This window comes from Chelativorans salis, assembly GCF_025336525.1.
GTDB lineage: Bacteria > Pseudomonadota > Alphaproteobacteria > Rhizobiales > Rhizobiaceae > Chelativorans > Chelativorans salis.
Genome location: NZ_JAOCZP010000001.1, coordinates 1,218,199 through 1,242,990, shown reverse-complemented (window position 1 = coordinate 1,242,990; position 24,792 = coordinate 1,218,199). Strand labels below are relative to the sequence as shown.

Genomic DNA, 24,792 nt, shown 5'->3' with positions numbered 1-24,792 from the left:
CGCTTCACTGCGTGTGTCCGTCCGGAGCCAGAAAGAGCCCTTAGACCGGTCGAATGTCGGGACAGCGGCCGGCGGGGCGCGTTGCGCGCGCCTTAAAATTAATAGAGTGGCTCGTACAACGCGCCCCGCTTCCCAACCAATCAACAGCCAGACGGTGCAGCCGGGCGTGGCAGCGATGGCGCACATCCGTCCTCATCCTGAGCTTGTCGAAGGACCGAACGGCGACGCAAAGGAGCACCGGCAATGGCTAACCCGCGCCTACAGCCCTGGCCGACCAAGGGACCGCCATGCAACACTTGCCTGAGTTCGGCATTTGAGGAGATGATGCGGTTGGATAGGCACGATGGCAAAGAGTGACGCGGAGACAGGCGACATAGACGCCGGGCCGGTGGCCGGCCTCGGCGAGCGTCTGCGCACGCGATTGTCCGGTCCGAAGCCGATAGGCTTCTTTCTCTTCCTTTTGATCGCGGTCACCATCATCCCCGCCCTCGCCATCTCCACAGTGCTCCTGCAGCGCAACAACGACGCTCAGCGGGAGGTGGTGAACACTTTGGCCGAGGCTATGGCCAGCTCGATTGCCGAGGCGGTCGACGGTGAGCTTCGAGGCATGATAATGACACTGCGCGTGCTGTCGACCACGCCCTCGCTGGCCGCAGGCAACGTCGAGGACTTCTATGAGCGAGCGAGATTGGCGCTTGCCAGCTCGGGCTCGCATCTGGTCCTATTCGACGAGAATCTCCGGCAACTCATGAACACGCGGGAACCATACGGCGCGCCGCTCGGCCCGGCATCGGATCCGGCAACCTTGCAAAGGGCGCTCGCTGAACGCGCCCCTGCCATTTCCGGCGTTTTCCGCGAGGAGACGTCGGGCGAATGGATGTTCAATGCTACGCTGCCCTACATTCAGCAAAACCGGCCGCCGCGCCTGCTCGTGACGCGGCGAAATGCCGAAACCATGGCTGACGCGCTGTCGCAGCAGATGCTGCGAGGCGGCTGGAACGCCGCTCTTCTTGATCGCTACGACCGCGTGATCGCCTCTTCCTTCATGTCATCGGACGTGGGCAAGCCTTTCTTCCTCGACATCCCATCGGGCTTTTCGCCGCAGACGGTGCGGGCTGTCGGCGACGGTGCCGAATCCTATCTCGCCATCGTCGAAGAGGCGAGCCACGGCGGTTGGAAAGTCGTCGCATGGGCGCCCACGGCCGCGGTGGAGGAGCCAATGCGCCGTTCGCTGCGACAGCTCTTCGGTGGCACCATCATCATCATCACGATCGGTGCCGGGGCGGCCTGGGCCCTGGGACGGCAGATTGCCAAGCCGGTGCGGCGACTGGCGGACGATGCGCGGCGGCTGGGTGCAGGCGAACAGATCGAAGCCAGCGTCTATCCGGTCGCCGAGATTACCACCGTCTCGGTGGCACTTGCCGAGGCAGCCGGCGATAGAAAGAAGGCGGAAGGCGAAATTCGCCTGTTGATGCGCGAGGTGGCGCATCGGGCCAAGAACCAGCTCACCGTCGTTTCCGCTATGGCCAAGCAGACGGCGCGCCATGCCGGTTCGCTGTCGACCTTCCTGGACTCCTTTCAGAAACGGCTCTACGGGCTCGCGCGGTCGACGGACCTGCTTATCGCCGGAGGTGCCTGGGGCGTCGAGTTGCGTGCGCTGATCCTCGCTCAGGTGGACCCTTTCAAGCCCGAGACCGCTAAGCGGCTGGAGCTCTCCGGCCCGCTGTTCCGACTCAGCAACCAGGCCGCTCAGACCCTCGGCGTGGCATTCCACGAGCTTGCCACCAACGCCGCCAAATATGGCGCTTTCGCCACCAGGACGGGCCGGCTTGTCATTTCCTGGCGGGTCGAGGACGATATCCTGACGATCGTCTGGCGCGAGCATGTGGTGAAAGACGGTGGGCGTCGCCTGGCCAAGCGCGGCTTCGGCACCGAGATCATTGAGCGCATGGTGGGCGGAACGCTTGACGCGGAGATCTCCCGCACGTTCCATCGCGACGGGCTGGAATACATCTTCCAGATTCCGGTCAAGCGGCTTCTGCCGGACCACGCGCACCTGTCATCCCAGGAATCGCTCAGGTGAGCAGCGGTGGTTTTAGCTAGCAATCTTTGCCGTTATGCACTATATGCGCGGCGATATCGCGCGATTGCGCGGTCTAACGGCCCTGGCTGGACGACATCCCGGCTATGGGCGACACGTCTCCTCGATCATCAGAAAGGACTTACGATGTCGATCACTGCCGAGCGCAAGCAGGAGCTTTTGAAGGAATTCGCGACCGCCAATGGCGACACCGGTTCGCCGGAAGTCCAGGTCGCCATCCTGACCGAGCGCATCATCAACCTGACCGAGCACTTCAAGGACCACAAGAAGGATAACCATTCCCGCCGTGGTCTGCTCAAGCTCGTCTCGCAGCGCCGCCGCCTCCTTGACTACGTGAAGAGGAAGGACGAGGGCCGCTACAAGACGCTGATTGAGCGGCTCGGGCTGCGTCGTTAGTTTCGGCCGGCGGGCCCGTCTTGCGGGTCCGCCGCCGACATCCCGGCGTCGAAACGCCGGTAATGGCTCCCGAGGAAGGAAACCGGGGAGCTGCCGACGGACAGGTCATGGGGCAGGATTGCAGGACGCTTGAAAGCCGGAGTGCCGGCGCGGAACCAAGCTTCCCGTTGTCTTGCCCATGACTCGTCCCGAACAAGAAGAGAGAAAGAAGCCCGCGTGCCGAAAGGCGCGCGGCCTTCCGTAAACAAGGACAAGTCATGTTCAATCATCACAAAGTGGAAATCGAGTGGGGCGGGCGCACGCTCACCCTGGAGACGGGCAAGGTCGCCCGCCAGGCCGACGGCGCCGTGCTCGCAACCTATGGAGAGACGGTCGTGCTCGCCACCGTCGTTTCGGCCAAAGAGCCGAAGCCTGGTCTCGACTTCTTTCCGCTGACCGTCAACTACCAGGAAAAGACCTTCGCCGCCGGCAAGATCCCTGGCGGCTTTTTCAAACGTGAAGGCCGCCCGAGCGAGAAGGAGACGCTGACGTCCCGCCTCATCGACCGGCCGATCCGCCCGCTCTTCGTCGACGGCTACAAGAACGACACCCAGGTCATCTTGACCGTGCTGCAGCACGACCTGGAGAATGATCCGGACATCGTTGCCATGGTCGGCGCCTCGGCGGCGCTGACACTCTCGGGCGTGCCCTTCATGGGGCCGATCGGTGCGGCGCGCGTCGGCTATATCGGCGGCGAGTATGTGCTCAACCCACATCTCGACGAGATGGAAGAGACCAAGCTCGACCTCGTCGTCGCCGGCACGCAGGATGCGGTCCTGATGGTGGAATCGGAGGCCCAGCAGCTTCCGGAGGACGTCATGCTCGGCGCCGTGATGTTCGGCCACAAGCACTTCCAGCCGGTTATCGACGCCGTCATCAAGCTCGCCGAAGTGGCCGCCAAGGAGCCACGCGAGTTCCTCCCCGAGGATCTTTCCGCGCTCGAAGGCGAGATGCTGAAGGTGGTGGAGACGGACCTGCGCGAGGCCTACAAGATCACCGACAAGCAGGCTCGCTACGGCGCCGTCGACGCGGCCAAGAGCAAAGTGAAGGAGGCTTTCCTGCCCGAAGGCGAGGAGGAGCCGAAGTGGGCGCCCGAGCAGGTCTCTACCGTCTTCAAGGCCCTGCAGGCCAAGATCGTGCGCTGGAACATCCTCGACACGAGCACCCGCATCGACGGCCGTGACCTCGAGACCGTTCGTCCGATCGTGGCGGAAGTCGGCGTGCTGCCGCGTACGCACGGCTCAGCCGTCTTCACCCGCGGCGAGACGCAGGCCCTGGTGGTCGCCACGCTGGGCACGGGCGAGGACGAGCAGTTCATCGACGCGCTCACCGGCACCTACAAGGAGTCCTTCCTCCTGCACTACAACTTCCCGCCCTATTCGGTGGGCGAGACCGGGCGCATAGGCTCCCCCGGCCGGCGCGAGATCGGCCATGGCAAGCTTGCCTGGCGGGCGGTGCATCCGCTCCTGCCCACGCCGGAGCAGTTCCCCTACACGCTGCGCGTGGTCTCCGAGATCACCGAATCGAATGGCTCTTCCTCCATGGCCACCGTCTGCGGCACCTCGCTGGCGCTGATGGATGCCGGTGTGCCGCTGGCCAAGCCGGTGGCGGGTATCGCCATGGGTCTCATCAAGGAAGATGAGCGCTTCGCCGTCCTTTCCGACATCCTCGGCGACGAGGACCATCTCGGCGATATGGACTTCAAGGTCGCCGGCACCGACGAGGGCATCACCTCGCTGCAGATGGACATCAAGATCACCGGCATTACCGAGGAGATCATGAAGGTCGCCCTCGATCAGGCCAAAGGTGGGCGCCTGCACATCCTCGGCGAGATGGCCAAGGCGATCTCCGAAGGCCGTTCCGAGCTCGGCGAGTTCGCGCCGCGCATCGAGGTGATGAACATCCCGACCGACAAGATCCGCGATGTGATCGGCACGGGTGGCAAGGTGATCCGCGAGATCGTCGAGAAGACTGGCGCCAAGATCAACATCGACGACGACGGCACGGTGAAGATCGCCTCCTCCAACGCCAAGGAGATCGAGGCAGCGAAGAAGTGGATCCACTCCATCACGGCAGAGCCCGAGGTTGGTGAGATCTACGAGGGTACGGTCGTCAAGACCGCCGACTTCGGCGCCTTCGTGAATTTCTTCGGCCCCAAGGACGGCTTGGTGCACATCTCACAGCTCGCGCCGGAGCGCGTGCAGAAGACCACCGACGTCGTCAAGGAAGGCGACAAGGTCTTCGTCAAGCTGATGGGCTTTGACGAGCGCGGCAAGGTACGGCTCTCCATGAAGGTCGTCGACCAGGAGACGGGCAAGGAAATCGCCCGTGAGAAGAAGGAAGAGAAGGAAGAAGCCGAGGGCTGATTTCTTCCCGCTCACGCGTTAGAACGGGCGCGGCCACGGCTGCGCCCGTTTTCGTTTCCGCCTCACACCCACGACCGCCCATGAACGACGCCCTGCCAACGCTCCTCTTCCCTTTCGAGCGCAGTCTTCTCGAAACACCCCGCGCCGGCGAGCGCGTCATTTTCTTCGGCGCGTCGGCTGGCCTGCAACTGCCTCCGGACTTCGCGGCGGATATTCAGGTCGTGCAAGGCTTCCGGCCGGACTACCTGGGGCTAGAGCGCGCCGGCTTTTCCGTCGCGCCGCAGGCCGAGGGCGAAGGTTACGATGCCGCCCTTCTTCTCCTCGGCCGCCACCGGCGGGAGAACGAACAACGGCTGGCCGAAGCGCTCCGCCGGGTGCGGCCGCATGGCCTCATCCTCGCCGCCGGCACCAAGAGGGACGGCGCGCCGGGCTTTACCAAGCGTCTGTCCGAACTCGTTCCGCTCGAGGATCGCCTGTCAAAGCACCACGGCATAGTCTTCTGGCTACGCCGCCCCGCAAGGCCCGACGAAGCGATCTTCTCCGGTCCAGCGCGCGTTACACCGGAAGGATACGAGACAGCTGTCGGTGGATTTTCCGATGATGGCGCTGATCCCGGTTCTCAGCTGCTAGCCGACAATCTGCCTTCAGACATTTCGGGAAGCGTGGCCGATTTCGCAGCCGGTTGGGGGTATCTGTCGCTGTGGCTGGCGAAGCAGCCTTCCATCGCTGCAATCGACCTCTACGAGGCTCACCACGCTTCGTTGGAGGCGGCAAAGCGCAATCTCGCTACCCATGCCCCCGAGACCGCCTGCGACTTCTTCTGGCATGATCTTATGAGTGAACCGGTGGCCCGTCGCTACGAGGCGATCGTCATGAACCCGCCGTTTCATCGCAGCCGCGCCGCGGAACCCGACATCGGGCGCGCGTTGATTGGGGTGGCGGCAAATACGCTCGCGCCCGGCGGGCGCCTGTTCCTCGTCGCCAACCGCCCCTTGCCCTACGAAACAGCTATTGCGTCCTCGTTCAAGCATCACGGCGAAATCTGCCGCGACGCGACATACAAGGTCCTTTGGGGCCGGAAATAGTTCGGCCTACTTCCCCGCCTCGATCTTCTCGGCAGCCTCGCCGGAGCGCTTCAGCTCCTCCAGAACGGGCATCGAAACGATGCTGTAGCCCGAATCGACATAGTGGATTTCGCCGGTCACGCCTGAAGAAAGGTCGGAGAGCAGATAGAGTGCCGAACCGCCGATCTCGTCTATGGTGACGGTGCGCCTGAGAGGGGAGTTGCGCTGCTGGTAGGTGAACATGTGCCGCGCGTCGGAAATGCCCGCGCCGGCCAGCGTACGCACGGGGCCGGCGGAAATGGCGTTCACGCGGATATTCCGCGGCCCGTAATCGTTGGCGAGGTACCGCACACTCGCCTCCAGCCCCGCCTTGGCAACGCCCATTACGTTGTAGTTGGGCATGACGCGGACGGAGCCGGCATAGGTGAGCGTCAGCGCGCTGCCGCCGTTTTCCATCAACGCCGCCGCCTTGCGTGTCACTTCCGTGAAGGAGTAGCAGGAGATGACCATGGTGCGGATGAAATTTTCGCGGGTCGTGTCGGCATAGAGCCCTTTCAGCTCGCTGCGGTCGGAGAAGCCGATCGCGTGCACCACGAAATCGAGCGAGCCCCACTCTCGCTTCAGCGTGTCGAAAACGCTATCGATCGAGGTGCTATCCTCCACGTCGCAGGGCAAAAGCAGCTTCGATCCCGCCTGCTCGGCCAGCGGCTTCACACGGCGGCCAAAGGCTTCCCCCTGATAGGTGAAGGCAAGCTCCGCGCCCTGTCCGGCAAGCCGCTTGGCGATCCCCCAGGCAATCGAGTGATCGTTGGCGACCCCCATGATCAGGCCGCGCTTGCCCTTCATCAAATTGTCCATCGCCCGCCCCTTAGCCTGCGTAACGCTGGAAAACGAGCGACGCGTTGGTGCCTCCAAAGCCGAAAGAGTTCGACAGCACGGTGTCTATCCTGGCATCATCGATGCGCTCGCGCACGATGGGCACCCCCTCGAATTCGGGATCGAGCTCCTCGATATGGGCGCTCTTGCCGATGAAGCCTTCCTTCATCATCAGCAGCGAATAGATCGATTCCTGCACGCCCGCAGCCCCCAGCGAGTGACCCGTGAGCGACTTGGTGGAGGCGATGTGGGGCATGTCATCGCCGAAGACCTCGCGGATGCCGCCGATCTCGCGCGAATCGCCCACCTCCGTCGCCGTGCCATGCGTGTTGATGTAGTCGACCTTGCCGTCCACGGTGGAAAGCGCCTGCTTCATGCAGCGCACAGCGCCCTCACCCGAAGGCGCCACCATATCGAAGCCATCGGAGTTGGCGCCGTAGCCGACGACCTCGCCGTAGATCTTGGCGCCACGCGCCTTGGCATGCTCCAGCTCCTCCAGCACAAGCACGCCGGCGCCGCCGGCGATCACGAAACCATCGCGGCTGACGTCATAGGCGCGAGAGGCGGTCGCCGGGATTTCGTTGAACTTGGAGGACATGGCGCCCATGGCGTCGAACAGGTTCGACATGGTCCAGTCGAGATCCTCGTGCCCGCCGGCGAAGATCATATCCTGCTTGCCCCACTGAATCAGCTCATAGGCGTTGCCGATGCAATGGGCCGACGTGGAACAGGCCGAGGTGATCGTGTAGTTCACGCCATGGATCTTGAACCAGGTGGCAAGCGTGGCCGAAGCCGTGGATGACATGGCCTTGGGCACGGCGAAGGGGCCGATGCGTTTGGGGGAGCCCTTCTCGCGCGTCGTATCGGCGGCCTCGACGATCGTGCGCGTCGACGGCCCGCCGGAGCCCATGATGATGCCGATACGATCGCTGGTGATCTCGTCCGTCTGAAGCCCGGCATCGGCGATCGCCTGCTCCATGGCCACATGGTTCCAGGCGCCTCCCTTGGAGAGAAAACGCAGGGCCCGCCGGTCCACCACTTCCGCAGGATCGAGCGTCGGCGCACCCCATACTTGGCAGCGGAAGCCGTGATCGGCGAAGTCCTGCGAGAAGCTGATGCCCGATTTGGCATCGCGCAGCGAGGCCGCAACCTCATCGGCGTTGTTGCCGATGGACGATACGATGCCGAGGCCGGTGACTACCACGCGTCTCATGTCGTTCTCCCTGGGCCGTTTTCGCGGCCGTCCGCAAACTGTTGAAACTAGGCTTCCTGCTGGGCAAGGCCAACCCTGAGGTCGGTGGCCTTGTAGATAGGCTCACCATCGGCCTTCAGCCAGCCGTCGGCGATGCCGAGCACCAGCCGGCCGCGCATCACGCGCTTGAAATCGACGCCGTATTCGACCTTCTTGTTCTTCGGCGTGACCATGCCCTTGAACTTGACCTCGCCCGTCGACAGCGCCATGCCCTTGCCGGGCAAGCCCAGCCAGCCGAGGAAAAAGCCGGTCAGCTGCCACATAGCGTCGAGGCCGAGGCAGCCGGGCATCACCGGGTTGCCGATGAAATGGCAGGGAAAGAACCAGAGATCCGGCTTGATCTCCAGTTCGGCGCGGATGAACCCCTTGCCGAATTCGCCCCCCTCTTCACTCACTTCCGTGATGCGATCGAACATCAGCATGGGTGGAGCCGGAAGCTGCGCATTGCCCGGGCCGAACAATTCGCCGCGGGCACAGGCCAGAAGGTCTTCGTAGTCGTAGCTGGATTTTGTCTGCGCCATGAAATCCCATTTCGTTCGCCACCCGCTTTTACGGGCTGATTGTACAATCTCCCTATCACAGCTTCTTTCTGGTAGGAAACAGCCTGAAGGCATTATCCGATCCGGGATTCTGCGCATTTCGGACATCGTGCCGCTATTGATCGCCTATCCGTCCCGGAATATATGTGAATGGCGGAATAAGGGCATCACCATGCCCGTCGCAAAGAGGCGAACGGCAAAGGCAGGAAAGGTTTTCTTGACCGCTTTAGACTTCCAGTTCAACGGTCCCGCGCTGGAAAGGCGCGTGCGTGAAGCGGGTTTGCGCCCGACACGGCAGCGCGTGGCGTTGGCGGAGTTGTTGTTCGCCACCGGCGATCGCCACGTCTCGGCGGAGGAACTGCACGAGGAGGCACTGGATGCCGGCGTGCGTGTCTCGCTCGCCACGGTCTACAACACCCTGCACCAGTTCACCGAGGCCGGCATGCTGCGCATCCTGCCGGTGGAGGGCTCGAAGACCTATTTCGATACCAATACGTCCGACCATCACCACTTTTTCCTGGAAGGCGAGAGCCGCCTCGTCGACATCCCCGAAGGCCCGGTGAAGGTCGAAAACCTGCCGGTCCCGCCCGACGGCATGGAAATCGCCCACGTCGATATCCTGGTACGGCTGCGCCCTCGGCGGCAGTGATTCTGCGGAAAATATTGAAGGTTCCTCTGCGTCGCGGCGCTCAAGGCTTCCAATAGTCTTCTCCCGAATTCCCTAAGACACAGAGCTTAACCGACTTGGCGTCAAATTCGTGCCGAGCGGCTGTTGCCCAACACCTGGAAGCCGATGCCCGGAGCTTCAAAAGACCTGAGGAATTTGAAATTTTCCGGAAAAGATCGGAAGAATTTGGATGTAGCTTTATTTTCTGTTTCCACGAATCTCTCTCCATGCCTAGGATCCAGCGCTCGCTTTTCGAGCTATTTGAGATGGAGAGGGATATGAGCTTAAGTGCACCCACCAAGATTGTCTTCATCATTGCCATTGTTCTGGCAATCTTATCACTGCTGCCGGCGATCGGCATTGCACTCGGCGGCCTTGGTGCCTACCAATACTGGTTATTGCTCGTCGGCTTTGTCGTGCTGGCGGCGGGCAATCTGCTGAAAGGGATATAGGTTCGGGATTCCCACATCGCGGGCCGACCGATCTACGGCCGGCTCGCTTCATTCGCCTTACGGCAGGCGATACCGATCGTTTCCATCAGCCAGCCAGATGCATCGGCTAGAAAATAGCGGGTTCAAGAATTTAGAACTTCCTTTGTGCGAACGCACCGCGCTCTAGTCCTCGATCGTCTCGCCCGGATACACCCCCCAGACCAGCGTCTGTTTCATCCAGCCCTCATGGCCGGAAAAGCTCATGCGGCACCACTCGCCGTTACAGACCCGCACCTCGCCGATGGCGCCTGGCTCCACTTCCGCAACGTGGCGCGCGTCTTCCTCAGCCTGAGCGCGCAGTGGGATCGTCGCCTGCTTGCCCTTGAACCAGGGTGCGGCGGCGCCGGTACGCCGGCCCGAGAGCAGGGCTTGGTTGATCCAGCCTTCGGCGCCGTCGGCGTCGCGCACGCGGCGCCAGTTGTCATATTCCTGAATGATCTCCATGGGCAGCCCCGGCTTTAGATAGAGCCACTCCACCGCATAGTCGGTTCCGGGGCCGACGCGCATGTTGACCCTTCCGGATTTGAGACTGACGAAGCGCGGCAGCGGCAGGCCGCTGGGCCCGCGTTCGAGGCTCTGGGCAATTGCTTCCGATGGGAATATCGAGGGCGACGCCACGGTCGCCATGAGGGCGAGAACAAGGATCGGCAACCCACGACACAGCGCCAAACGCGGCATTCCATTCTCCCGGCAGGCATGGGCCGCGCCGGCACCCCGGAGGTTCCCGCCACGGCCTCACGCAACACAGGCTTTCGCCTTTTTCTTTGTCTTCGCCGCCCCTGCTTGCTAGACATCGAGACCCGTGGCCGACGTCCGGGAACGGCTTGGCCTTGAAGTGTCGCTGGTCTTGGTTAAAGAGGTCTCAACGGGGAGGGATTGAGGTAGCCATGGTCGGCAGAAAAAAGCCACTCGTCGTCATCACCCGTAAGTTGCCGGACCAGGTCGAAACGCGCATGCGTGAGTTGTTCGACGCACGGCTGAACGTGGACGACCGGCCGATGAGCCAGCCTGAGCTGGTGGCTGCCGTCAAGGAAGCAGACGTTCTGGTGCCTACCATCACCGACCGAATCGACGCCGCGCTCATCGCGCAGGCAGGCGAGCAGCTGCGGCTGATAGCCAATTACGGCAATGGCGTCGACAACATCGACGTCTCGGCGGCGGCGGAAAAGGGCATCACCATCACCAACACGCCGAACGTCCTCAACGAGGACACAGCCGATATGACCATGGCGTTGATGCTGGCGGTGCCGCGGCGGTTGACGGAGGGTGCGGCAGTGCTGGCCGACAACGGAAAGTGGGCCGGATGGTCGCCGACCTGGATGCTGGGACACCGCATCTGGGGCAAGCGGCTCGGTATCGTCGGCATGGGGCGCATCGGCACGGCCGTGGCGCGCCGCGCCAAGGCGTTCGGCCTGTCGATCCACTATCACAACCGCCACCGCGTGGCGCCGATGATCGAGGACGATCTGGAAGCCACCTATTGGGACAGCCTCGACCAGATGCTGGCCCGCATGGACATCATCTCGATCAATTGCCCGTCGACGCCGGGGACCTTCCACCTGCTATCGGCGCGGCGGCTGGCGTTGCTGCAACCATCCGCCTACATCGTCAACACCGCGCGCGGCGACGTCGTCGACGAGGACGCCCTAATCGGCATGCTCGAGAGCGGCAAGTTGGCCGGCGCCGGGCTGGATGTCTTCGAGCACGAACCGGCGGTAAACCCGAAGCTTGTCAGGCTCGCCTCCCAAGGCAAGGTGGTGATCCTGCCGCATATGGGTTCGGCCACCATCGAGGGGCGCATCGATATGGGCGAGAAGGTCATCATCAACATCCGCACCCTCTTCGACGGCCACCGCCCGCCCGACCGCGTTCTGCCGCGCAGGGTGTGAGAGGCAACGCGCCGGAGTCTTCAGGGCGAAGGTGGAAGCTGCGGTGAAGGATGGCCAGGGCAGGGGGCGGAGTTGCCTAACTCCGCTTCGCCCGATAGCGCACCGTCTCGAAACGCACCGCCAACGCATCGTAGAGCAATAGCCGCCCCACCAGCGGCTCGCCGATGCCGGTGACGAGTTTGATCACCTCCATCGCCTGCAGCGAACCCATGACACCGGTCAATGCACCGATGATGCCGGCTTCCGCGCAGGAGGGAACGACGCCCGGTGGCGGCGCCTTGGGGAAGAGATCGCGGTAGCCGGGCAGGGGAACGCCGTCGGCATCCGTCTCGAAAGGCTTCAGGACGGTAAGCGAACCATCGAAGCGGCCGACCGCCGCAGTCACCAGGGGGCGGCGCTCAGCCGCACAGGCGTCGGCCAGCGCATAGCGCGCTTCGAAATTGTCTGAGCCATCCACGGCGATGTCGTAGCGTGCCACAAGCGCCCGTGCATTTTCTTCGTCGAGGCGCAGCATGTGCGTCTCCACTGCCACATGCGGGTTCAGCCGAGTGATCGCAGCCTTGGCGCTGTCGACCTTCGAGGAACCGACGGCTCCCGTATCGTGGATGATCTGGCGTTGCAGGTTCGACAGCGAAACCTCATCGTCGTCGACGATGCCCAACGTGCCCACGCCGGCCGCCGCCAGATATTGCAGGACCGGCGCTCCAAGACCGCCGGCACCCAGCACCAGCACGCGAGCGCGCTTCAGCTTCTGCTGACCGGCACCGCCGATCTCCGGCAGCACGACGTGACGGGCATAGCGCTCCAGCTCTTGGGTGGACAGGACGGGGTGCTCGTTCATGGGCGGACCATACTGCGCAAACGCCGGGTTGTCAGGCGGTGGGGCGGACGCTGCCGGCAGCGACGGTGAGGAACTGGGCTCGGCCTTGGAGGCTGGAAAAGAGCGAGGCCTCCGTTCCGGTCATGAAGGCCTGGCAGTTCAGTTCCTCCAGGATCGTGAACAGGGCGGCGCGCCTTCCGGTGTCGAAATGGGCGGAGATCTCGTCGAGGAGCAGGATTGGTGCCGTTCCCGAAAGCTCCGCCGTCAGCCGAGCATGGGCAAGCACGAGGCCCAGCAGCAGTGCCTTCTGCTCGCCTGTCGAGCAGCTTTCGGCCGGCATGTCCTTGGGCGCGTGCCGCACCAGAAGCTCGCTCCTGTGCGGGCCTTCGAGCGCGCGGCGCGCCGCCCGGTCGCGGTAACGCCCCTCGCGCAGGCGAGTGCGGAACGCTTCCTCGACGTCGACCGCCGGCTTGACGCCCATCTCCTCATCGACCGTACCCTCCAGGGCGATGAGCGTCTTCGGGAAGGGCGTGTCGGCGGGCAACCGCTCGATCATCGCCGACAAGAGGCGCACCATCTCGGCGCGCGCGGCGGCGATCGCCACGCCTGTCTCGGCCATCTGCGTCTCGATGGCGTCGAACCAGGCGTCGTCGCGCACCTCGTCGGCAAACAGCCGGTTGCGCGCCCGCATGGCCTTCTCATAGTCGAGCGCGCGGCGGCCATGGGCCGGGTCGATCGCCAGTACGAGGCGGTCGAGGAAGCGGCGCCGGTCCGCGGCCGGCCCCGTGAACAACGTGTCCATTGCAGGGGTGACCCAGATGAGGCGCAGCCATTCCAGGAGAGCATCGACGCTGCGGGCAGGTTCACCGTTGATGCGTACGCGGCGAGTTGTCTCCGCACCCTCGACGACCGTCCCCGCCGTGCCGGTGCCGATGCCGCAAGTGCCGAACGGTCCCTCGATTTCAGCATGCACGGCGAAGCCATCCTCGCTGCCGATCAACGCCACCTCGTCCAGCGTTGCGCGCCGCAGGCCGCGGCCGGGCGAGAGGAAGGAGATCGCCTCCAGAAGATTGGTCTTGCCGGCGCCGTTCTCGCCTGTCAGCACCACCGCACCCGGCTCGAGCGCCAGCGACAACGAGCCGTAGTTGCGGAAGTTAACCAGCCGCAGCTTTTCAATATGGACCTGTGCCGGGCGCCTCTCACCGGCCAGCGTTGACGGTGCCGTCGTCACACCCGCATCGGCATCAGGACATAGAGCGCCCGTTGGTCGGACGTGTCCTGGACGATGGTGGGAGAGCCGGCATCGGCCAGAAGGAATTTCGCCTCGCCGCCCGTAAGCTGCGCAGCGACATCGAGAAGGTAGCGGGCGTTGAAACCGATCTCGATGGCTTCCGCGTCGTAGCCGGCGGGAATCTCTTCCGTCGCACTGCCGGAGTCGGGGTTGTTGACGGTGAGCGTCACCTGCCCGTCGGCGATCGAAAGCTTCACGGCGCGGCCGCGCTCGGACGAGACCGTCGACACGCGGTCGACGGCGGCCGAGAAGCTCTGCCGGTCGATTATCAGTTCCTTATCGTTGCCGGTGGGAATCACGCGCTGATAATCCGGGAAGGTGCCGTCGATCAGCTTTGAGGTGAGGACGACGCTACCGATGGTGAAGCGGATCTTGGTCTCCGACAGTTCCACCGTCACCGCCACGTCCGGGTCGTCCACGAGCTTCTGAAGCTCGCCCACGGTCTTGCGCGGGATGATGATGCCCGGCATGCCTTCCGAGCCCGCCGGCGCCTCGATCTCCGCCCGCGCCAGCCGGTGGCCGTCCGTCGCCACGGCGCGCAGCATGAGCTTGCTGTCCGCCTCCAGCGTATGGAGGTAGATGCCGTTGAGATAGTAGCGGGTCTCCTCGGTCGAGATGGCGAACTGGGTCTTCTCGATGAGATTGCGCAGAGCTTCCGATTCCAGGCGGAAGATGTGCGAGAATTGACCGGCGGAAAGCTCCGGGAAATCCGCCTGCGGCAGGCACTGCAGGCGGAAGGTGGAGCGGCCGGAGGTAACGGACACGGCGTTGCCACTCTCGTCCATCTTCAGCATCACCTCGGCCCCCTCGGGCAGCTTGCGCACGATGTCGTAGAGCAGGTGTGCGGGCACGGTGGTGGCGCCCGCTTGCTCGACATTGGCGGCGGCTGCCTCCGTTACCTCGAGATCGAGGTCGGTTGCCTTCATCTCCAGGCTGGCGCCATCGGCCGACAAGAGCACATTGGAGAGGATGGGGATGGTATTGCGTCGTTCGACCACCCGGTGCACGTGGCCTAGGGACTTCAGAAGGTTTGAACGTTCAAGAATTACACGCATGACCGGTGTATCTCGCCTGGATGAAGAGCGGAGCGGCATGGACCATGCCCGTCACGGCGTTGAGCCGGATTCGCTGCAAACTGACAGGAAATCGTCAAGAAAGGCAAGCCCGCGGAAAGGCCGAGACCGTTTTCCGCAGGCTTTTTGGGGATAACGCCTGTTTTGCAGGCACTTGGCCCACTTCTGGGCGTCAGGCTTGATCGCTGATGAGCCGTTTCAGAAGCTCGATCTCCTGCGCCAGCTGACCGTCGTTGCCCGACAGGCCCTCTATCTTGCGCACCGCGTGCAGCACCGTGGTGTGGTCGCGTCCACCGAAGCGACGGCCGATCTCGGGAAGCGAGCGTGGCGTCATCACCTTGGCCAGGTACATGGCCACCTGGCGCGGCTTGACGATGGTGCGCGTGCGCCGGTTGGACAGAAGTTCCGTCTTCGACACGTTGTAATGGCGGGCGACGATGCGCTGGATGTCCTCGATGCGCACACGCCGCGGCTCGCCGACGCGGCAGACGGGGCCAAGAATCTCGTCGATGCGCTCCATCGTGATCTGCGGTTCGAAGGAGTGGCGGAAGACGAGCTGATTGAAGGCGCCTTCCAGTTCGCGGCCGCTGCCGGTGACGGCGCGCGCCACATGCTCCAGCACCTCCTGCGGGATGTCGAGCGAATGGTCCTCCGCTTTGGCGGCGGTGAGCCGCTGCTGGAGCATGGCTAGCCGGAGGTCGTAATCAGGCGGGGAGATTTCCAGCGAGACGCCGCCGTTGAGGCGCGATTTCACGCGCGGTTCCAGCGACTCCAGCTCGGCGGCCGGCCTATCGGCGGCAACCACCACTTGGCGGGCGCTGTCGAGCAGCATGTTCAGAAGATGGCAGAACTCGTTCTGGATCGACTTGCCCTGCAGGAACTGCATGTCGTCGATGATGAGCAGGTCGATGTCGCGCAGCTGTTCCTTTAGCGTCAAAGCGTTGTTGTCGCGGATGGCGGTGGCAAAGCGCCACATGAAGTATTCTGCCGTCAGGTAGACGACGCGCGACTGCGGCCGGTGTTTCAACGAAGCGGCGGCTATTGCCTGCAGAAGGTGGGTTTTGCCGAGCCCCACCGAGGCATGTAGGAAAAGCGGGTTGAAGCGCACCGCGCTGGAAGAGGATTCGGCCACTGTGCGAGCGGCTGCGCAGGCGACGCGGTTGGACTTTCCCTCAATGAAGGAATCGAAGGTGTAGCGGCCATCGAGTGGCGAGCCGAAGATGCTCGGCCGTCCGGCAGGTTCGGCCCGCCCTGTGCTCACGCCGCCGAGGCGCTTGCCATTGATTGCGCCGGGCGACGGCGCGCCCTGAGGTTGAGGGGAGACTTTGCGTGTCGCCACCGCCTTGGCCTCGGTCCGGGTGATGGTACCCCGCGTCGCCGTGCGCACGACGAACTCCACCTTCAACACGGAAGCATCCTCAGCCTGCCAGAGCTCCGTGATGAGGTCGAGATAATGGCCGTTGATCCAGGCACGCAGAAAAGCCGTGGGTACGGAAATGCGGACAACACCCTTGGAAGTCTCCGCCAGCTTCATTCGGCCGAACCAGCTCGAGTAGACCTCGGTGCCCAGCCGCGCCTTCAAATGCGCCCTGACCCGATCGAACACAGCGGTCGATCCGGCACCGGTCATCTCTTCCCCCTCAGTTGCGGAACTGTGAAAAGACAAAGCTCCCTCAACTTCCCTCTCAACGCCGCTTTGCATCCTCGATTCCCTGTAAAATTGTTTGTTTTTAAACGAGCGTGTCTATCGCACGCCGACATGATCTCACCTGGCACGATCCGGCCCCGCCCGTCCGTGTCATCTTTCATCATTCCGCACCGACTCTCGCCGCACCTCCTTTCCCAAAAATTGTTCCAAATGGACCCCTTGGCCTCCCCCGAGGTCACGCGCAGCCACAGCGATAGCGTTCCGGCTTTATGCCAGACCGGCACTCCTGCGCTGCAACGGTGACGAACCCGCCGGATCCCTCAAAATTTGCGCGGGCAAAAGCAGGCCGGCGCGCGGAAAATTCCACGCAGCAAATGCCGCCTTTTTGGCTTGATCTTTCAGGCTCTGCGCCTGCCCTTGCGATGGACTGACATTACCGAAATCCTTGTGGAAAGGGCAAGTGCGCCTCTAACGCTTTTTTTACGAATCAGGCCTTGTCGACAACCCCAAAATGTCTTCGGTCACCGAGTCAAAATCGTTAAGCCATTTTGATTCCAGAAGCTTTTCCGGAGCCCGTAGGGCATGGCTGCGAGCAAAAAAAAAACCAAAAAATCTGCTTGACATTCGTGGATGATGTACCTGCGTACAATGACAAGTTTAGGCTGTGGATAAAGGGCTATAAGTTGCTGTTTATACAGCGATATTTTCGCTGAAAACCAATCGGCACGCGGGCCCCGTATGACAGTTTTCCTAGCCCTCAAGAAACAGCGCCGGCAAACAAAAAATCGAACCCCCGGCGAGCACTTCTCGCACGGCCAGCCAACCCATTGGTCGGCAAAGAAAAACCCGGTCAAAGACCGGGTTCTCAAAGACGCTGGAGGGGGCTTCAGGCGCCCAGTGTTTTCACGCGTTGGGATAGCCGTGAAACTTTCCGTGACGCGGTGTTCTTGTGTACCACCCCCTTGGAGGCGGCGCGCATCAACTCCGGCTGGGCCGCTTTGAGCGCATTCTGCGCGGCTTCCTTGTCGCCGGCGGCCAGCGCCTCTTCAACCTTGCGGATGAAACCCCGGACGCGCGAGCGGCGGCTCTTGTTTACGGCGGTGCGGCGGGCGATCTTGCGCACCGCCTTCTTGGCCGAAGTGGTGTTGGCCATCTGTCCTCTCTCGTTTCAACTGTCGCTGCCGCAAGGCCACCTGTCTGGCAGGCTCTTGAGGCGCACAAACTAAAAGGGCAGCCGACGGGCCGCCTCAGTTGGGCGGCTTATAGTGCAGCTTGCCGGATGCGTCAACGGCCTGTGGGTGCCTTCTCAGCGGTTCCTGAACTGCGCCGAGCGCTTTTCGGTAAAGGCGGCCATGCCTTCCTTCTGATCGTCGAGGGCGAACATGGAATGGAATACCCGTCTTTCGAAGCGCAGCCCCTCGGCGAGCGTCGTCTCGTAGGCGCGGTTGACCGCTTCCTTGGTCATCATCACGGCGGGCAGGGAGAACTCGGCGATCTTGCCGGCCACCTCCAGCGCCTCCTCGATCAGTTCGCCCGCAGGCACCACTCGCGAGACAAGGCCGCAGCGCTCCGCTTCTTCGGCCTCCATCATGCGCCCGGTCAGACACATCTCCATGGCCTTGGACTTGCCGACGAAGCGCGTCAGCCGTTGCGAGCCGCCCATGCCGGGCATGACGCCCAGTGTGATCTCAGGTTGCCCGAACTTGGCATTGTCGGCAGCGATGATGAAGTCGCACATCATGGCCAGTTCGCAGCCGCCGCCCAGCGCATAGCCGGCCACCGCCGCGATCACCGGCTTGCGCACGCGCGTGAAGTGCTCCCAGCCGGAGAAAAAGTCCTCCATATAGGCCTCGACATAGGACTTGGCCTGCATTTCCTTGATGTCGGCGCCGGCAGCGAAAGCCTTCTGCGAGCCGGTAAGGACGATGGCGCCGATCCTGGCGTTCGCGTCGAAGGCTTCGGCCGCAGCGACTACTTCCTCCAGTACCTGCGAATTGAGCGCGTTCAGCGCCTTGGGCCGATTGAGCGTGATCAGGCCCACGCGCCCCCGCGTCTCTACCAGGATGGTCTCATAAGCCATGAAGATCGTCCTCTCGCATTGTTTCAGAGCAATTCCAGGAAAAGTGGAAGCCCGCTTTCCGTCCGAAGTTGCTACAGGCAAAGGGTTGGATCGGGCCATCGGTTCTGTGAAACGACGATCCGATCCGGCGTTGCAGATAGCCTACCGCTGGCAGGCCGGGCAATAGAAAGTGGAGCGTCCACCCTGCACGATGCGCTGCACCGTACCCTCGCATCCGGCCGTGCGGCAAGGCACTCCCTCGCGGTCGTAGACGCTGAACGTGTGCTGGAAGTACCCGAGCGTACCGTCGGTCTGCATATAGTCGCGCAGCGAGGAGCCGCCGGCGGCGATGGCGTCCGCAATGACCGTGCGGATCGCCTCGGCAAGGCGTGCGCTGCGCGCCGTTTCGCCGCCGTCGCGCGCCGCCAGAGTGGCGGCCGTACGGCGCGGCGAAAGCTTCGCCCGCCACAGCGCCTCGCAGGCATAGATGTTGCCGAGGCCGGCGACGACGCGCTGGTCCATGAGCGCGGCCTTGAGCGGCGCTCGCCTGCCGGCGAGAAGCCGGGCGAGCAGCCTGCCGTCCAGCGCGTTCCCCGTCGGCTCCACACCGAGCCCGGCAAGCAGGGGATGGGCATCGAGATCTTCAGCCTTGGTAAGCAGCATAAACCCGAAGCGGCGGGGATCATTGTAGATGACACGGAGGGGCGGGCCCGTTTCCCCGCTCAGATGGAAGATCACATGGTCGTGCTTTCCGTCTTTCGAACGTGTGTGGTGGAAGGCGCCGGGCAGCGCCTCGTCCTCCCCTGCCTCGACGCGGAAGGAGCCGGACATGCCGAGATGGCAGATGAGAACACTGTCGTCCTCCAGGTGCATCAGGAGATACTTCGCGCGCCGGCCGAGCGCGGTCACGGTGCGGTCTTTCAACCGCCCGGCGAAACCGGCTGGAAAGGGAAAGCGCAGATCTGGCCGCCGCTGCTCGACGGTCAAAACACGCGCGCCCTCCATCGCCGGCTGCAGGCCGCGACGGACGGTCTCGACCTCGGGCAGTTCAGGCATCGGCGCTCTGCGCCGGTAGGAGCGCCTTGCCGTGGCGGCCGGGCGCCAGCCCCAGATGCGCGGCGATCGTCTCGCCGATATCGGCATAGGTGCTTCTGAGACCGATGGACCCCGTGTCGAGGCCCGGCCCAGTGCCGATAATCGGAATGCGCTCGCGCGTGTGGTCCGTGCCTGTCCAGGTGGGGTCGCAGCCGTGGTCGGCTGTGAGAATGAGCACGTCTCCCTGCCTGAGCCGCGCCAGCGCCTCCGGCAGACGGCGATCGAAGGCTTCCAGCGCGGCGGCATAGCCTGCCACGTCGCGCCGGTGGCCATAGAGCGTGTCAAAATCGACGAAGTTGGTGAAGACGAGATCGCCCTCCTCCGCTTCTTCCATGGCATCCAGTGTGGCGTCGAACAGCGCCATGTTGCCCGCCGCCTTGCGCACCTCCGAGACGCCCTGGTGGGCGAAGATGTCGCCGATCTTGCCGACAGCCAGCACATGCCCCCCGCCGGCGATCACCCGGTCGAGCAGTGTGGGCTCGGGTGGCGGCACGGCGTAGTCGCGCCGGTTTGCCGTGCGCTCGAAGGTGCCGGCATTCTCGCCCACGAACGGCCGGGCGATGACGCGGCCGATATTGTATTCGTCGACAAGACGGCGTGCCGTCTCGCACAGGGCATAGAGGCGGGACAGCCCGAAATGGCTCTCATGGGCGGCGATCTGGAAGACAGAGTCGGCCGAGGTGTAGCAGATCGGTCTCCCAGTCCGGATATGCTCCTCACCCAGCCGGGCGATGATCTCGGTGCCCGAGGCATGGCAGTTGCCGAGAATGCCGGGAGTATCCGCCTCGGCGATCAGGCGGTCCGTCAGTTCAGCCGGGAAGGTGGGGACGGTTTCAGGGAAATACCCCCACTCGAAGGGCACCGGCACGCCGGCCATCTCCCAATGACCCGACGGCGTATCTTTGCCGCTGGACTTTTCGTCCGCCGCGCCGAAAAAGCCGGTAGGAACATGCCCGGGCGCCCGGTCGCGGCCGGCGGCGAGGGCCGCCGCATGGTCCAGCCCGAGGCCGCGCATGTTGGGCAGGCTGAGTGGCCCCTGCCTGAGGCCCGCGCGGTCCGCCTCGCTCCTGGCGGCGGCAGCTTCGATATGGCCGTAGGTGTCGGCGCCCGCGTCGCCGAATCGTTCCGCATCCGTTGCATGGCCGATGCCAAAGGAATCGAGAACGAAGAGGAAAGCACGTGCCATGGCGGACTCCGGATTGGAGTCCAGACATAAGAGGGCCGGTGTGCCGTGGCAATCGGAACCTGTGAATGACGCGCAGCGCTTTCCGCGTCAGCAATCGCTGCAAGAAATCTTTCGCGTCACGCGCGGCCGCAGATAATAGCTTTCACCCATCTCGATGCTGTCGAACGCAGCCATCAAGCCAAGTGTCTTCTTTGCCGTATCGGTCCAGGTGATGACCGGCTTATAGCTCAGCTCCGCGCCCGCACGGATGAGAAAGGCGTCAGCACTTATCAGATCCTTCGGAACGTCCTTGATTTCGGTGCCCGGCGGATAGACGCGGCCATAACTACCATTTTTCAAGCGCCACGACCATACCACCTCAACCTTCGGCGTCTCATCGTCGGAAATCTGGATCGCGACAACGGATATGTTCGGCTCGCTGCGGGCATAGGGCTGGAGGACTGCCTCTCCGATATCCATGATTGCGCCCAGCTCATCTTTTGCCACAGTGGATGACTGGCTGACGAGATCGCCGACGACAATGGCCACGCGGCCCAGCTTCCTGTTGGCGTCGATGCCTTGGGAAAATTCCATCGTTAGGAAGTAGAAGGCGAACATGAGGGGCGCTATAAGCGCGAACTCTAGCGCGGCAGCGCCTCGCTTTGCGGCGATGAAGCGCTGGAAGGTGCGCCACGCGGTGCAGAGCGTTCCTTGTCTGGCGTGAATATTCATGATCGCCCCCGCGATGCCCTCTTTTAATTGAACGGCTCGTTCTGCCATGTGGTTGTCGCGAAAAGCAAAGCTGTGTCGCCAGCGCGGGCAGCCATGATATTAGTCATCACCGGCCATTCATAAAAAACGCGCAGCATGTTCTTCGTAAGCGCTTCTCCAGGAAGGTATTTGTAGGTACTGGGGATTGGATTGCGTTTAAGTTCATCAGAAATAGACTGGAATGTTTCGAACGATTGCAGATCGAAATTTAAGCCGGGACAGTCGTTGGACACGATAACGCTAATGCGCTCGCACAGCATTGCTCGAAGCTCTTGCTGATTGATGTCGGCGGGCTTGAGCTCGCCGGTGCGATACTTGCGCCCGATCTCGTCTGTCGCGTTGGTGATAACCTGCTGCGCGGCAAAGCTGACGCACATTTCCAGAATGGCGAAAAGAACAACGAAGAACGGGAGCGCCAGAATGGCGAACTCGATGGCGGTGGAGCCTCTTCTGTCCTTGCAGAATCGACGCAGCAGCTTGGCTGGTGTCACCCGCCCGCCCGTTTTAGTTGTCGCCTTCAGACCTTCCATGCCCGAACCCCACCCACTGGAGAGCGAATGCCGGGAACATAGCTCAAGGCAGTTGCATTCCCGTTTTCCGGCACGTTAAAATTGGCAGTCCGGTATTAACCGGATGTCAAACTCCGCCAGCCCTTGAGCCTATTGGCTCATTTCCCTTTCCGAGGCGCTCTCGGCGTCGGTCTTGTAAGCACCCTCGCAGTAGGGCGTGCAGGAAAGCGTCTGCACCTCGGCACGGCGGTAGATGCGCACGGAATTCGCCGCCTGCCGCGACACGACGATCTGTTCGTCGACGATCGGCTGGCCGTCGGCGTCGAAGATCACCAGGTTGGTCACGCCGAATCCTCTGCCGGTAAGCACGATGGTCTTGGAATCCTGCACGGCGGCATCGGCGATCTCCGGGTTGCCGATGACGATGGTGTCGGCCGCGCGCGTCAGCTTGACCACCTTGGCCTGGTTCATCACCACGTTGATGCCCGCCTCGGCAAGCGCTGCCGCAGGCAGCACGAACGCCCCCGCCAGAAGCGTTGTGACAAATGCTGCTTTCAATCCTAAGAGTCTCGTCCCCGTCATCTGCCCTTTACCCCGTATCGCCATCCACCCTGAAATATGAATGGTATTGGTGAACTAACGGTTAAAAAGAATTGCCTCGATGGCGAAAAGCTTTTCGACGAAAATGCTAAGTAAAAAACTCTATGTTATTTAAGTCGTGATTAACCAGGGGAAGAACGCAGCATCTGAAAGGTTTCGGTAAGACTGTTTATTAAAGGCATCGAAAGGGCTGCCGACTAAGTTCCCAGCATTCTGATCGGCGGGGGAAAAACGCCGGCGGAAGTGCTGTTAACCTGGAGCTTAAGGAGTTCTCATGTCCAAGCTATTCGCACGTTTCCTGAAGGACGAGTCCGGCGCAACCGCCATCGAGTATGGCCTGATCGCGGCGCTCATCGCCATCGGCATTATCGCCGCCGCCGGCACGTTGGGTACCGAAATCAGCGAGACCTTTGGAAAGGTCAGCGATGAGATGGAGAAGGCGCAGAATCCGGCGGAATAATTAACCGCTCAAATTTAGGGGCGTCGCCTGCATCATCTGCGGGCGACGTTTCTGTTTTTACCGAAGACTCGTTGAAAACTGCAACCTTATGAACTTTCGAACACTTCACCAATAATTAAGACCACCCCTTTTACGCTGCCCTGGTTCAATACGGCGTGTTGTCTAATGCTTGTAGCAGCGATTTTCGTCATCTTCCCGTTCTGCATGGCTTTCGCCGCGGTGTCCGACATGGTGTCGATGACCATCGCCAACCGCGTCTCCATCCTGCTCATCGCTGCCTTTGCCGCGCTGGCGCCGTTCACCGGCATGGCATGGCCCGAGATCGGCATGCATTTCGCCGCAGGCGCAGCGGTGCTGGCCGTCACCTTCGCGCTTTTCGCCATCGGCGGCATGGGCGGGGGCGATGCCAAGCTTCTGGCCGCCACCGCCGTGTGGTTCGGCTTCAGCCTCGGGCTGGTGGACTATCTAGTGATCTCCGCCCTCGCCGGCGGCGTCCTCACCATCGCCCTCCTGATCTTCCGCAAGTCCAGCCTCTCCGTGCTGGCCGGCAACAACGTGCTTCTGCGCCATTTCGCCGACGAGAAGGCCGGCATCCCCTACGGCGTCGCGCTCGGCGTTGGCGGGCTTCTGACCTATGGAGAAACGCCGCTGATGCAGTGGGCCATCACCCACCTGGCGGGTTAACTACCGCGCGGCCCGCCGCTATTCGCCGCCAGCCAGTCGGAAGCGCACCGGCGGCAGCCCCTGGATGCCAACATCAATCGCCAGCAAGCGCCCCGCCAGCGGCTGCGTTCGCGGCGCGTCCTCGCCCAGCCCCTCGCTGATCGTCGTGATGAAGATCGTGCTGAAATTCGCCCCGCCGAAGGCAGGCTTCGACGGCCGCTGCACGGGGAGGCGGACGATCAGGTCGAGTTCGCCCGAAGGCGTGTAGCGCAGGAGCTGCCATCCTGACGCGGCGGCCACCCAGTAGCAGCCGGCGGCATCCACCGCCGCCCCATCGGGCCGGCCGAGTGTCTCGTCGAGCTGCACGAAGGGCTGCTTTTCGCCCACTGCGCCGCTGGCGACATCATAGTGTGCCCGCCACACCTGCCGCCGTGTGCGATAGGTGTCGGCCCAGTAGACCGTGCCGCCATCCGGGCTGACGGCGATGCCGTTGGGCACATAGAGGCCGGTATCGATCATTTCCGCCGCTCCCCGCCCGGCGATGCGGTAGAGCGTGCCGACCGGTTCGAAACTGATCTCCGGCAGATGCATGGTGCCGACCAGAAGCCGGCCTTGGCGGTCGCAGCCGGCATCGTTCGTCCGCGTGGCCGGATTGTCCGCCTCGAGTGCGAGGAAATTCACTCGCGCACCCGTCTCCGGATCGAGGCGCAGCATGCCGTTCTCCTGGCCGACCAGCCATGTGCCGTCATCCGCCGGCTGCACGAAACCCGTCTGCTCGGGAAACGCCCATTCGTCCGTGCGCCCACTGCCGGTATCGGTGCGCAGCACCTTACGGCCGAGGATATCCACCCACAGAAGCGCCTCGTCCTCCGCCGACCAGCATGCACTTTCGCCAAGCACGGCTTTCGCCTCGCCGACGCATTCCACGTCCGGGTTGATTGTTTTTGTCATTCTTCGC

General features: G+C 62.9%; 25 protein-coding genes. 9 read left to right on the top strand and 16 right to left on the bottom strand.

What is annotated here, in order from left to right:
* The first annotated feature begins 343 nt into the window (after positions 1 to 343).
* From N5A92_RS05795 to N5A92_RS05780, 4 genes are all read left to right on the top strand, one after another.
* Entirely contained in the window at positions 344 to 2,083 is a 1,740-nt protein-coding gene (locus N5A92_RS05795; protein WP_260900948.1) for a sensor histidine kinase, read from the top strand.
* Positions 2,084 to 2,146: 63 nt separating this feature from the next.
* Complete coding sequence (rpsO, locus tag N5A92_RS05790) at positions 2,147 to 2,497, top strand: 30S ribosomal protein S15 (protein WP_313958388.1); 351 nt, start codon at positions 2,147 to 2,149, stop codon at positions 2,495 to 2,497.
* A 257-nt stretch (positions 2,498 to 2,754) separates the two neighbouring features.
* A complete protein-coding gene (gene pnp, locus N5A92_RS05785; RefSeq protein WP_260900946.1) occupies positions 2,755 to 4,902 on the top strand; it encodes a polyribonucleotide nucleotidyltransferase in 2,148 nt (715 codons plus the stop codon).
* A gap of 80 nt (positions 4,903 to 4,982) precedes the next feature.
* Positions 4,983 to 5,987, top strand: coding sequence for a class I SAM-dependent methyltransferase (locus N5A92_RS05780; protein WP_260900945.1), 1,005 nt, complete (start codon positions 4,983 to 4,985; stop codon positions 5,985 to 5,987).
* Between the two features lie 6 nt (positions 5,988 to 5,993).
* Here the strand turns inward: N5A92_RS05780 and fabI are convergent, their stop codons facing one another.
* From fabI to fabA, 3 genes are read right to left on the bottom strand one after another with little or no spacing between them, the layout of a single operon-like run.
* Positions 5,994 to 6,824, bottom strand: coding sequence for an enoyl-ACP reductase FabI (fabI, locus tag N5A92_RS05775; RefSeq protein ID WP_260900944.1), 831 nt, complete (start codon positions 6,822 to 6,824; stop codon positions 5,994 to 5,996).
* Positions 6,825 to 6,834: 10 nt separating this feature from the next.
* Positions 6,835 to 8,055 carry a beta-ketoacyl-ACP synthase I gene (gene fabB / locus N5A92_RS05770; protein ID WP_260900943.1) on the bottom strand — a complete coding sequence of 407 codons (1,221 nt, stop codon included), beginning with the start codon at positions 8,053 to 8,055 and terminating at the stop codon, positions 6,835 to 6,837.
* 47 nt (positions 8,056 to 8,102) lie between these two features.
* Complete coding sequence (gene fabA / locus N5A92_RS05765) at positions 8,103 to 8,615, bottom strand: 3-hydroxyacyl-[acyl-carrier-protein] dehydratase FabA (protein ID WP_260900942.1); 513 nt, start codon at positions 8,613 to 8,615, stop codon at positions 8,103 to 8,105.
* Between the two features lie 235 nt (positions 8,616 to 8,850).
* Between fabA and irrA the strand changes: the two genes are divergently transcribed.
* Both irrA and N5A92_RS05755 read left to right on the top strand, forming a co-directional pair.
* Positions 8,851 to 9,282 carry an iron response transcriptional regulator IrrA gene (gene irrA, locus N5A92_RS05760; protein WP_260900941.1) on the top strand — a complete coding sequence of 144 codons (432 nt, stop codon included), beginning with the start codon at positions 8,851 to 8,853 and terminating at the stop codon, positions 9,280 to 9,282.
* 296 nt (positions 9,283 to 9,578) lie between these two features.
* Positions 9,579 to 9,752: a hypothetical protein gene (locus tag N5A92_RS05755; RefSeq protein ID WP_260900940.1), complete on the top strand. Its 174-nt coding sequence runs from the start codon at positions 9,579 to 9,581 to the stop codon at positions 9,750 to 9,752.
* 162 nt (positions 9,753 to 9,914) lie between these two features.
* On the opposite strand, the gene N5A92_RS05750 is transcribed toward N5A92_RS05755, so the two are convergent.
* On the bottom strand, positions 9,915 to 10,469 hold the full coding sequence (locus tag N5A92_RS05750; protein ID WP_260900938.1) for an SH3 domain-containing protein: 555 nt from the start codon (positions 10,467 to 10,469) through the stop codon (positions 9,915 to 9,917).
* Between the two features lie 209 nt (positions 10,470 to 10,678).
* Here N5A92_RS05750 and N5A92_RS05745 point away from each other — a divergent pair, with 209 nt between their 5' ends.
* Positions 10,679 to 11,680: a 2-hydroxyacid dehydrogenase gene (locus N5A92_RS05745; RefSeq protein ID WP_260900936.1), complete on the top strand. Its 1,002-nt coding sequence runs from the start codon at positions 10,679 to 10,681 to the stop codon at positions 11,678 to 11,680.
* 76 nt (positions 11,681 to 11,756) lie between these two features.
* On the opposite strand, the gene N5A92_RS05740 is transcribed toward N5A92_RS05745, so the two are convergent.
* The 11 genes from N5A92_RS05740 to N5A92_RS05690 all read right to left on the bottom strand — a co-directional run bounded on the left by N5A92_RS05740 (position 11,757) and on the right by N5A92_RS05690 (position 22,693).
* A complete protein-coding gene (locus tag N5A92_RS05740; RefSeq protein WP_260900935.1) occupies positions 11,757 to 12,521 on the bottom strand; it encodes a molybdopterin-synthase adenylyltransferase MoeB in 765 nt (254 codons plus the stop codon).
* A 31-nt stretch (positions 12,522 to 12,552) separates the two neighbouring features.
* On the bottom strand, positions 12,553 to 13,731 hold the full coding sequence (gene recF / locus N5A92_RS05735) for a DNA replication/repair protein RecF (protein WP_260900934.1): 1,179 nt from the start codon (positions 13,729 to 13,731) through the stop codon (positions 12,553 to 12,555).
* A complete protein-coding gene (gene dnaN, locus N5A92_RS05730) occupies positions 13,728 to 14,846 on the bottom strand; it encodes a DNA polymerase III subunit beta (protein ID WP_260900933.1) in 1,119 nt (372 codons plus the stop codon). The genes recF and dnaN overlap by 4 nt, the downstream gene beginning before the upstream one ends.
* Positions 14,847 to 15,036: 190 nt before the next feature.
* Entirely contained in the window at positions 15,037 to 16,566 is a 1,530-nt protein-coding gene (dnaA, locus tag N5A92_RS05725) for a chromosomal replication initiator protein DnaA (RefSeq protein WP_260900932.1), read from the bottom strand.
* A gap of 832 nt (positions 16,567 to 17,398) precedes the next feature.
* On the bottom strand, positions 17,399 to 17,665 hold the full coding sequence (gene rpsT, locus N5A92_RS05720) for a 30S ribosomal protein S20 (RefSeq protein WP_260900931.1): 267 nt from the start codon (positions 17,663 to 17,665) through the stop codon (positions 17,399 to 17,401).
* Between the two features lie 153 nt (positions 17,666 to 17,818).
* Positions 17,819 to 18,592, bottom strand: a complete 774-nt coding sequence (locus tag N5A92_RS05715) for an enoyl-CoA hydratase (protein ID WP_260900930.1) — start codon at positions 18,590 to 18,592, stop codon at positions 17,819 to 17,821.
* Positions 18,593 to 18,733: 141 nt separating this feature from the next.
* Complete coding sequence (mutM, locus tag N5A92_RS05710) at positions 18,734 to 19,627, bottom strand: bifunctional DNA-formamidopyrimidine glycosylase/DNA-(apurinic or apyrimidinic site) lyase (RefSeq protein ID WP_260900929.1); 894 nt, start codon at positions 19,625 to 19,627, stop codon at positions 18,734 to 18,736.
* Complete coding sequence (locus tag N5A92_RS05705) at positions 19,620 to 20,852, bottom strand: phosphopentomutase (protein ID WP_260900928.1); 1,233 nt, start codon at positions 20,850 to 20,852, stop codon at positions 19,620 to 19,622. Before N5A92_RS05705 ends, mutM begins: the two co-directional genes overlap by 8 nt.
* Before the next feature lie 87 nt (positions 20,853 to 20,939).
* The gene (locus tag N5A92_RS05700) at positions 20,940 to 21,611 is read right to left on the bottom strand and encodes a TadE/TadG family type IV pilus assembly protein (protein WP_260900927.1); all 672 of its coding nucleotides are present in this window, start codon (positions 21,609 to 21,611) and stop codon (positions 20,940 to 20,942) included.
* A complete protein-coding gene (locus N5A92_RS05695) occupies positions 21,587 to 22,132 on the bottom strand; it encodes a TadE/TadG family type IV pilus assembly protein (RefSeq protein ID WP_260900926.1) in 546 nt (181 codons plus the stop codon). The genes N5A92_RS05700 and N5A92_RS05695 overlap by 25 nt, the downstream gene beginning before the upstream one ends.
* Before the next feature lie 129 nt (positions 22,133 to 22,261).
* Positions 22,262 to 22,693, bottom strand: coding sequence for a pilus assembly protein N-terminal domain-containing protein (locus N5A92_RS05690; protein ID WP_260900925.1), 432 nt, complete (start codon positions 22,691 to 22,693; stop codon positions 22,262 to 22,264).
* Between the two features lie 292 nt (positions 22,694 to 22,985).
* Here N5A92_RS05690 and N5A92_RS05685 point away from each other — a divergent pair, with 292 nt between their 5' ends.
* A complete protein-coding gene (locus N5A92_RS05685; protein WP_260900924.1) occupies positions 22,986 to 23,171 on the top strand; it encodes a Flp family type IVb pilin in 186 nt (61 codons plus the stop codon).
* A 165-nt stretch (positions 23,172 to 23,336) separates the two neighbouring features.
* Positions 23,337 to 23,855, top strand: coding sequence for an A24 family peptidase (locus N5A92_RS05680; RefSeq protein WP_260900923.1), 519 nt, complete (start codon positions 23,337 to 23,339; stop codon positions 23,853 to 23,855).
* 18 nt (positions 23,856 to 23,873) lie between these two features.
* Here the strand turns inward: N5A92_RS05680 and N5A92_RS05675 are convergent, their stop codons facing one another.
* Positions 23,874 to 24,785, bottom strand: a complete 912-nt coding sequence (locus N5A92_RS05675; protein WP_260900921.1) for an SMP-30/gluconolactonase/LRE family protein — start codon at positions 24,783 to 24,785, stop codon at positions 23,874 to 23,876.
* Between the last annotated feature and the right edge of the window lie 7 nt (positions 24,786 to 24,792).

Excerpts from the sequence above, each read along its gene's own strand:
- N5A92_RS05715 (WP_260900930.1), bottom strand. The coding sequence starts at position 18,592 with ATGGCTTATGAGACCATCCTGGTAGAGACGCGGGGGCGCGTGGGCCTG.
- N5A92_RS05695 (WP_260900926.1), bottom strand. The coding sequence starts at position 22,132 with ATGGAAGGTCTGAAGGCGACAACTAAAACGGGCGGGCGGGTGACACCA.
- dnaA (WP_260900932.1), bottom strand. The coding sequence starts at position 16,566 with ATGCAAAGCGGCGTTGAGAGGGAAGTTGAGGGAGCTTTGTCTTTTCAC.
- fabB (WP_260900943.1), bottom strand. The coding sequence starts at position 8,055 with ATGAGACGCGTGGTAGTCACCGGCCTCGGCATCGTATCGTCCATCGGC.
- N5A92_RS05780 (WP_260900945.1), top strand. The coding sequence starts at position 4,983 with ATGAACGACGCCCTGCCAACGCTCCTCTTCCCTTTCGAGCGCAGTCTT.
- dnaN (WP_260900933.1), bottom strand. The coding sequence starts at position 14,846 with ATGCGTGTAATTCTTGAACGTTCAAACCTTCTGAAGTCCCTAGGCCAC.
- N5A92_RS05675 (WP_260900921.1), bottom strand. The coding sequence starts at position 24,785 with ATGACAAAAACAATCAACCCGGACGTGGAATGCGTCGGCGAGGCGAAA.
- N5A92_RS05690 (WP_260900925.1), bottom strand. The coding sequence starts at position 22,693 with ATGACGGGGACGAGACTCTTAGGATTGAAAGCAGCATTTGTCACAACG.
- N5A92_RS05755 (WP_260900940.1), top strand. The coding sequence starts at position 9,579 with ATGAGCTTAAGTGCACCCACCAAGATTGTCTTCATCATTGCCATTGTT.
- N5A92_RS05740 (WP_260900935.1), bottom strand. The coding sequence starts at position 12,521 with ATGAACGAGCACCCCGTCCTGTCCACCCAAGAGCTGGAGCGCTATGCC.
- N5A92_RS05750 (WP_260900938.1), bottom strand. The coding sequence starts at position 10,469 with ATGCCGCGTTTGGCGCTGTGTCGTGGGTTGCCGATCCTTGTTCTCGCC.
- rpsT (WP_260900931.1), bottom strand. The coding sequence starts at position 17,665 with ATGGCCAACACCACTTCGGCCAAGAAGGCGGTGCGCAAGATCGCCCGC.
- fabI (WP_260900944.1), bottom strand. The coding sequence starts at position 6,824 with ATGGACAATTTGATGAAGGGCAAGCGCGGCCTGATCATGGGGGTCGCC.
- pnp (WP_260900946.1), top strand. The coding sequence starts at position 2,755 with ATGTTCAATCATCACAAAGTGGAAATCGAGTGGGGCGGGCGCACGCTC.
- N5A92_RS05705 (WP_260900928.1), bottom strand. The coding sequence starts at position 20,852 with ATGGCACGTGCTTTCCTCTTCGTTCTCGATTCCTTTGGCATCGGCCAT.
- N5A92_RS05700 (WP_260900927.1), bottom strand. The coding sequence starts at position 21,611 with ATGGCAGAACGAGCCGTTCAATTAAAAGAGGGCATCGCGGGGGCGATC.
- N5A92_RS05745 (WP_260900936.1), top strand. The coding sequence starts at position 10,679 with ATGGTCGGCAGAAAAAAGCCACTCGTCGTCATCACCCGTAAGTTGCCG.
- mutM (WP_260900929.1), bottom strand. The coding sequence starts at position 19,627 with ATGCCTGAACTGCCCGAGGTCGAGACCGTCCGTCGCGGCCTGCAGCCG.
- N5A92_RS05685 (WP_260900924.1), top strand. The coding sequence starts at position 22,986 with ATGTCCAAGCTATTCGCACGTTTCCTGAAGGACGAGTCCGGCGCAACC.
- fabA (WP_260900942.1), bottom strand. The coding sequence starts at position 8,615 with ATGGCGCAGACAAAATCCAGCTACGACTACGAAGACCTTCTGGCCTGT.
- N5A92_RS05680 (WP_260900923.1), top strand. The coding sequence starts at position 23,337 with ATGCTTGTAGCAGCGATTTTCGTCATCTTCCCGTTCTGCATGGCTTTC.
- N5A92_RS05795 (WP_260900948.1), top strand. The coding sequence starts at position 344 with ATGGCAAAGAGTGACGCGGAGACAGGCGACATAGACGCCGGGCCGGTG.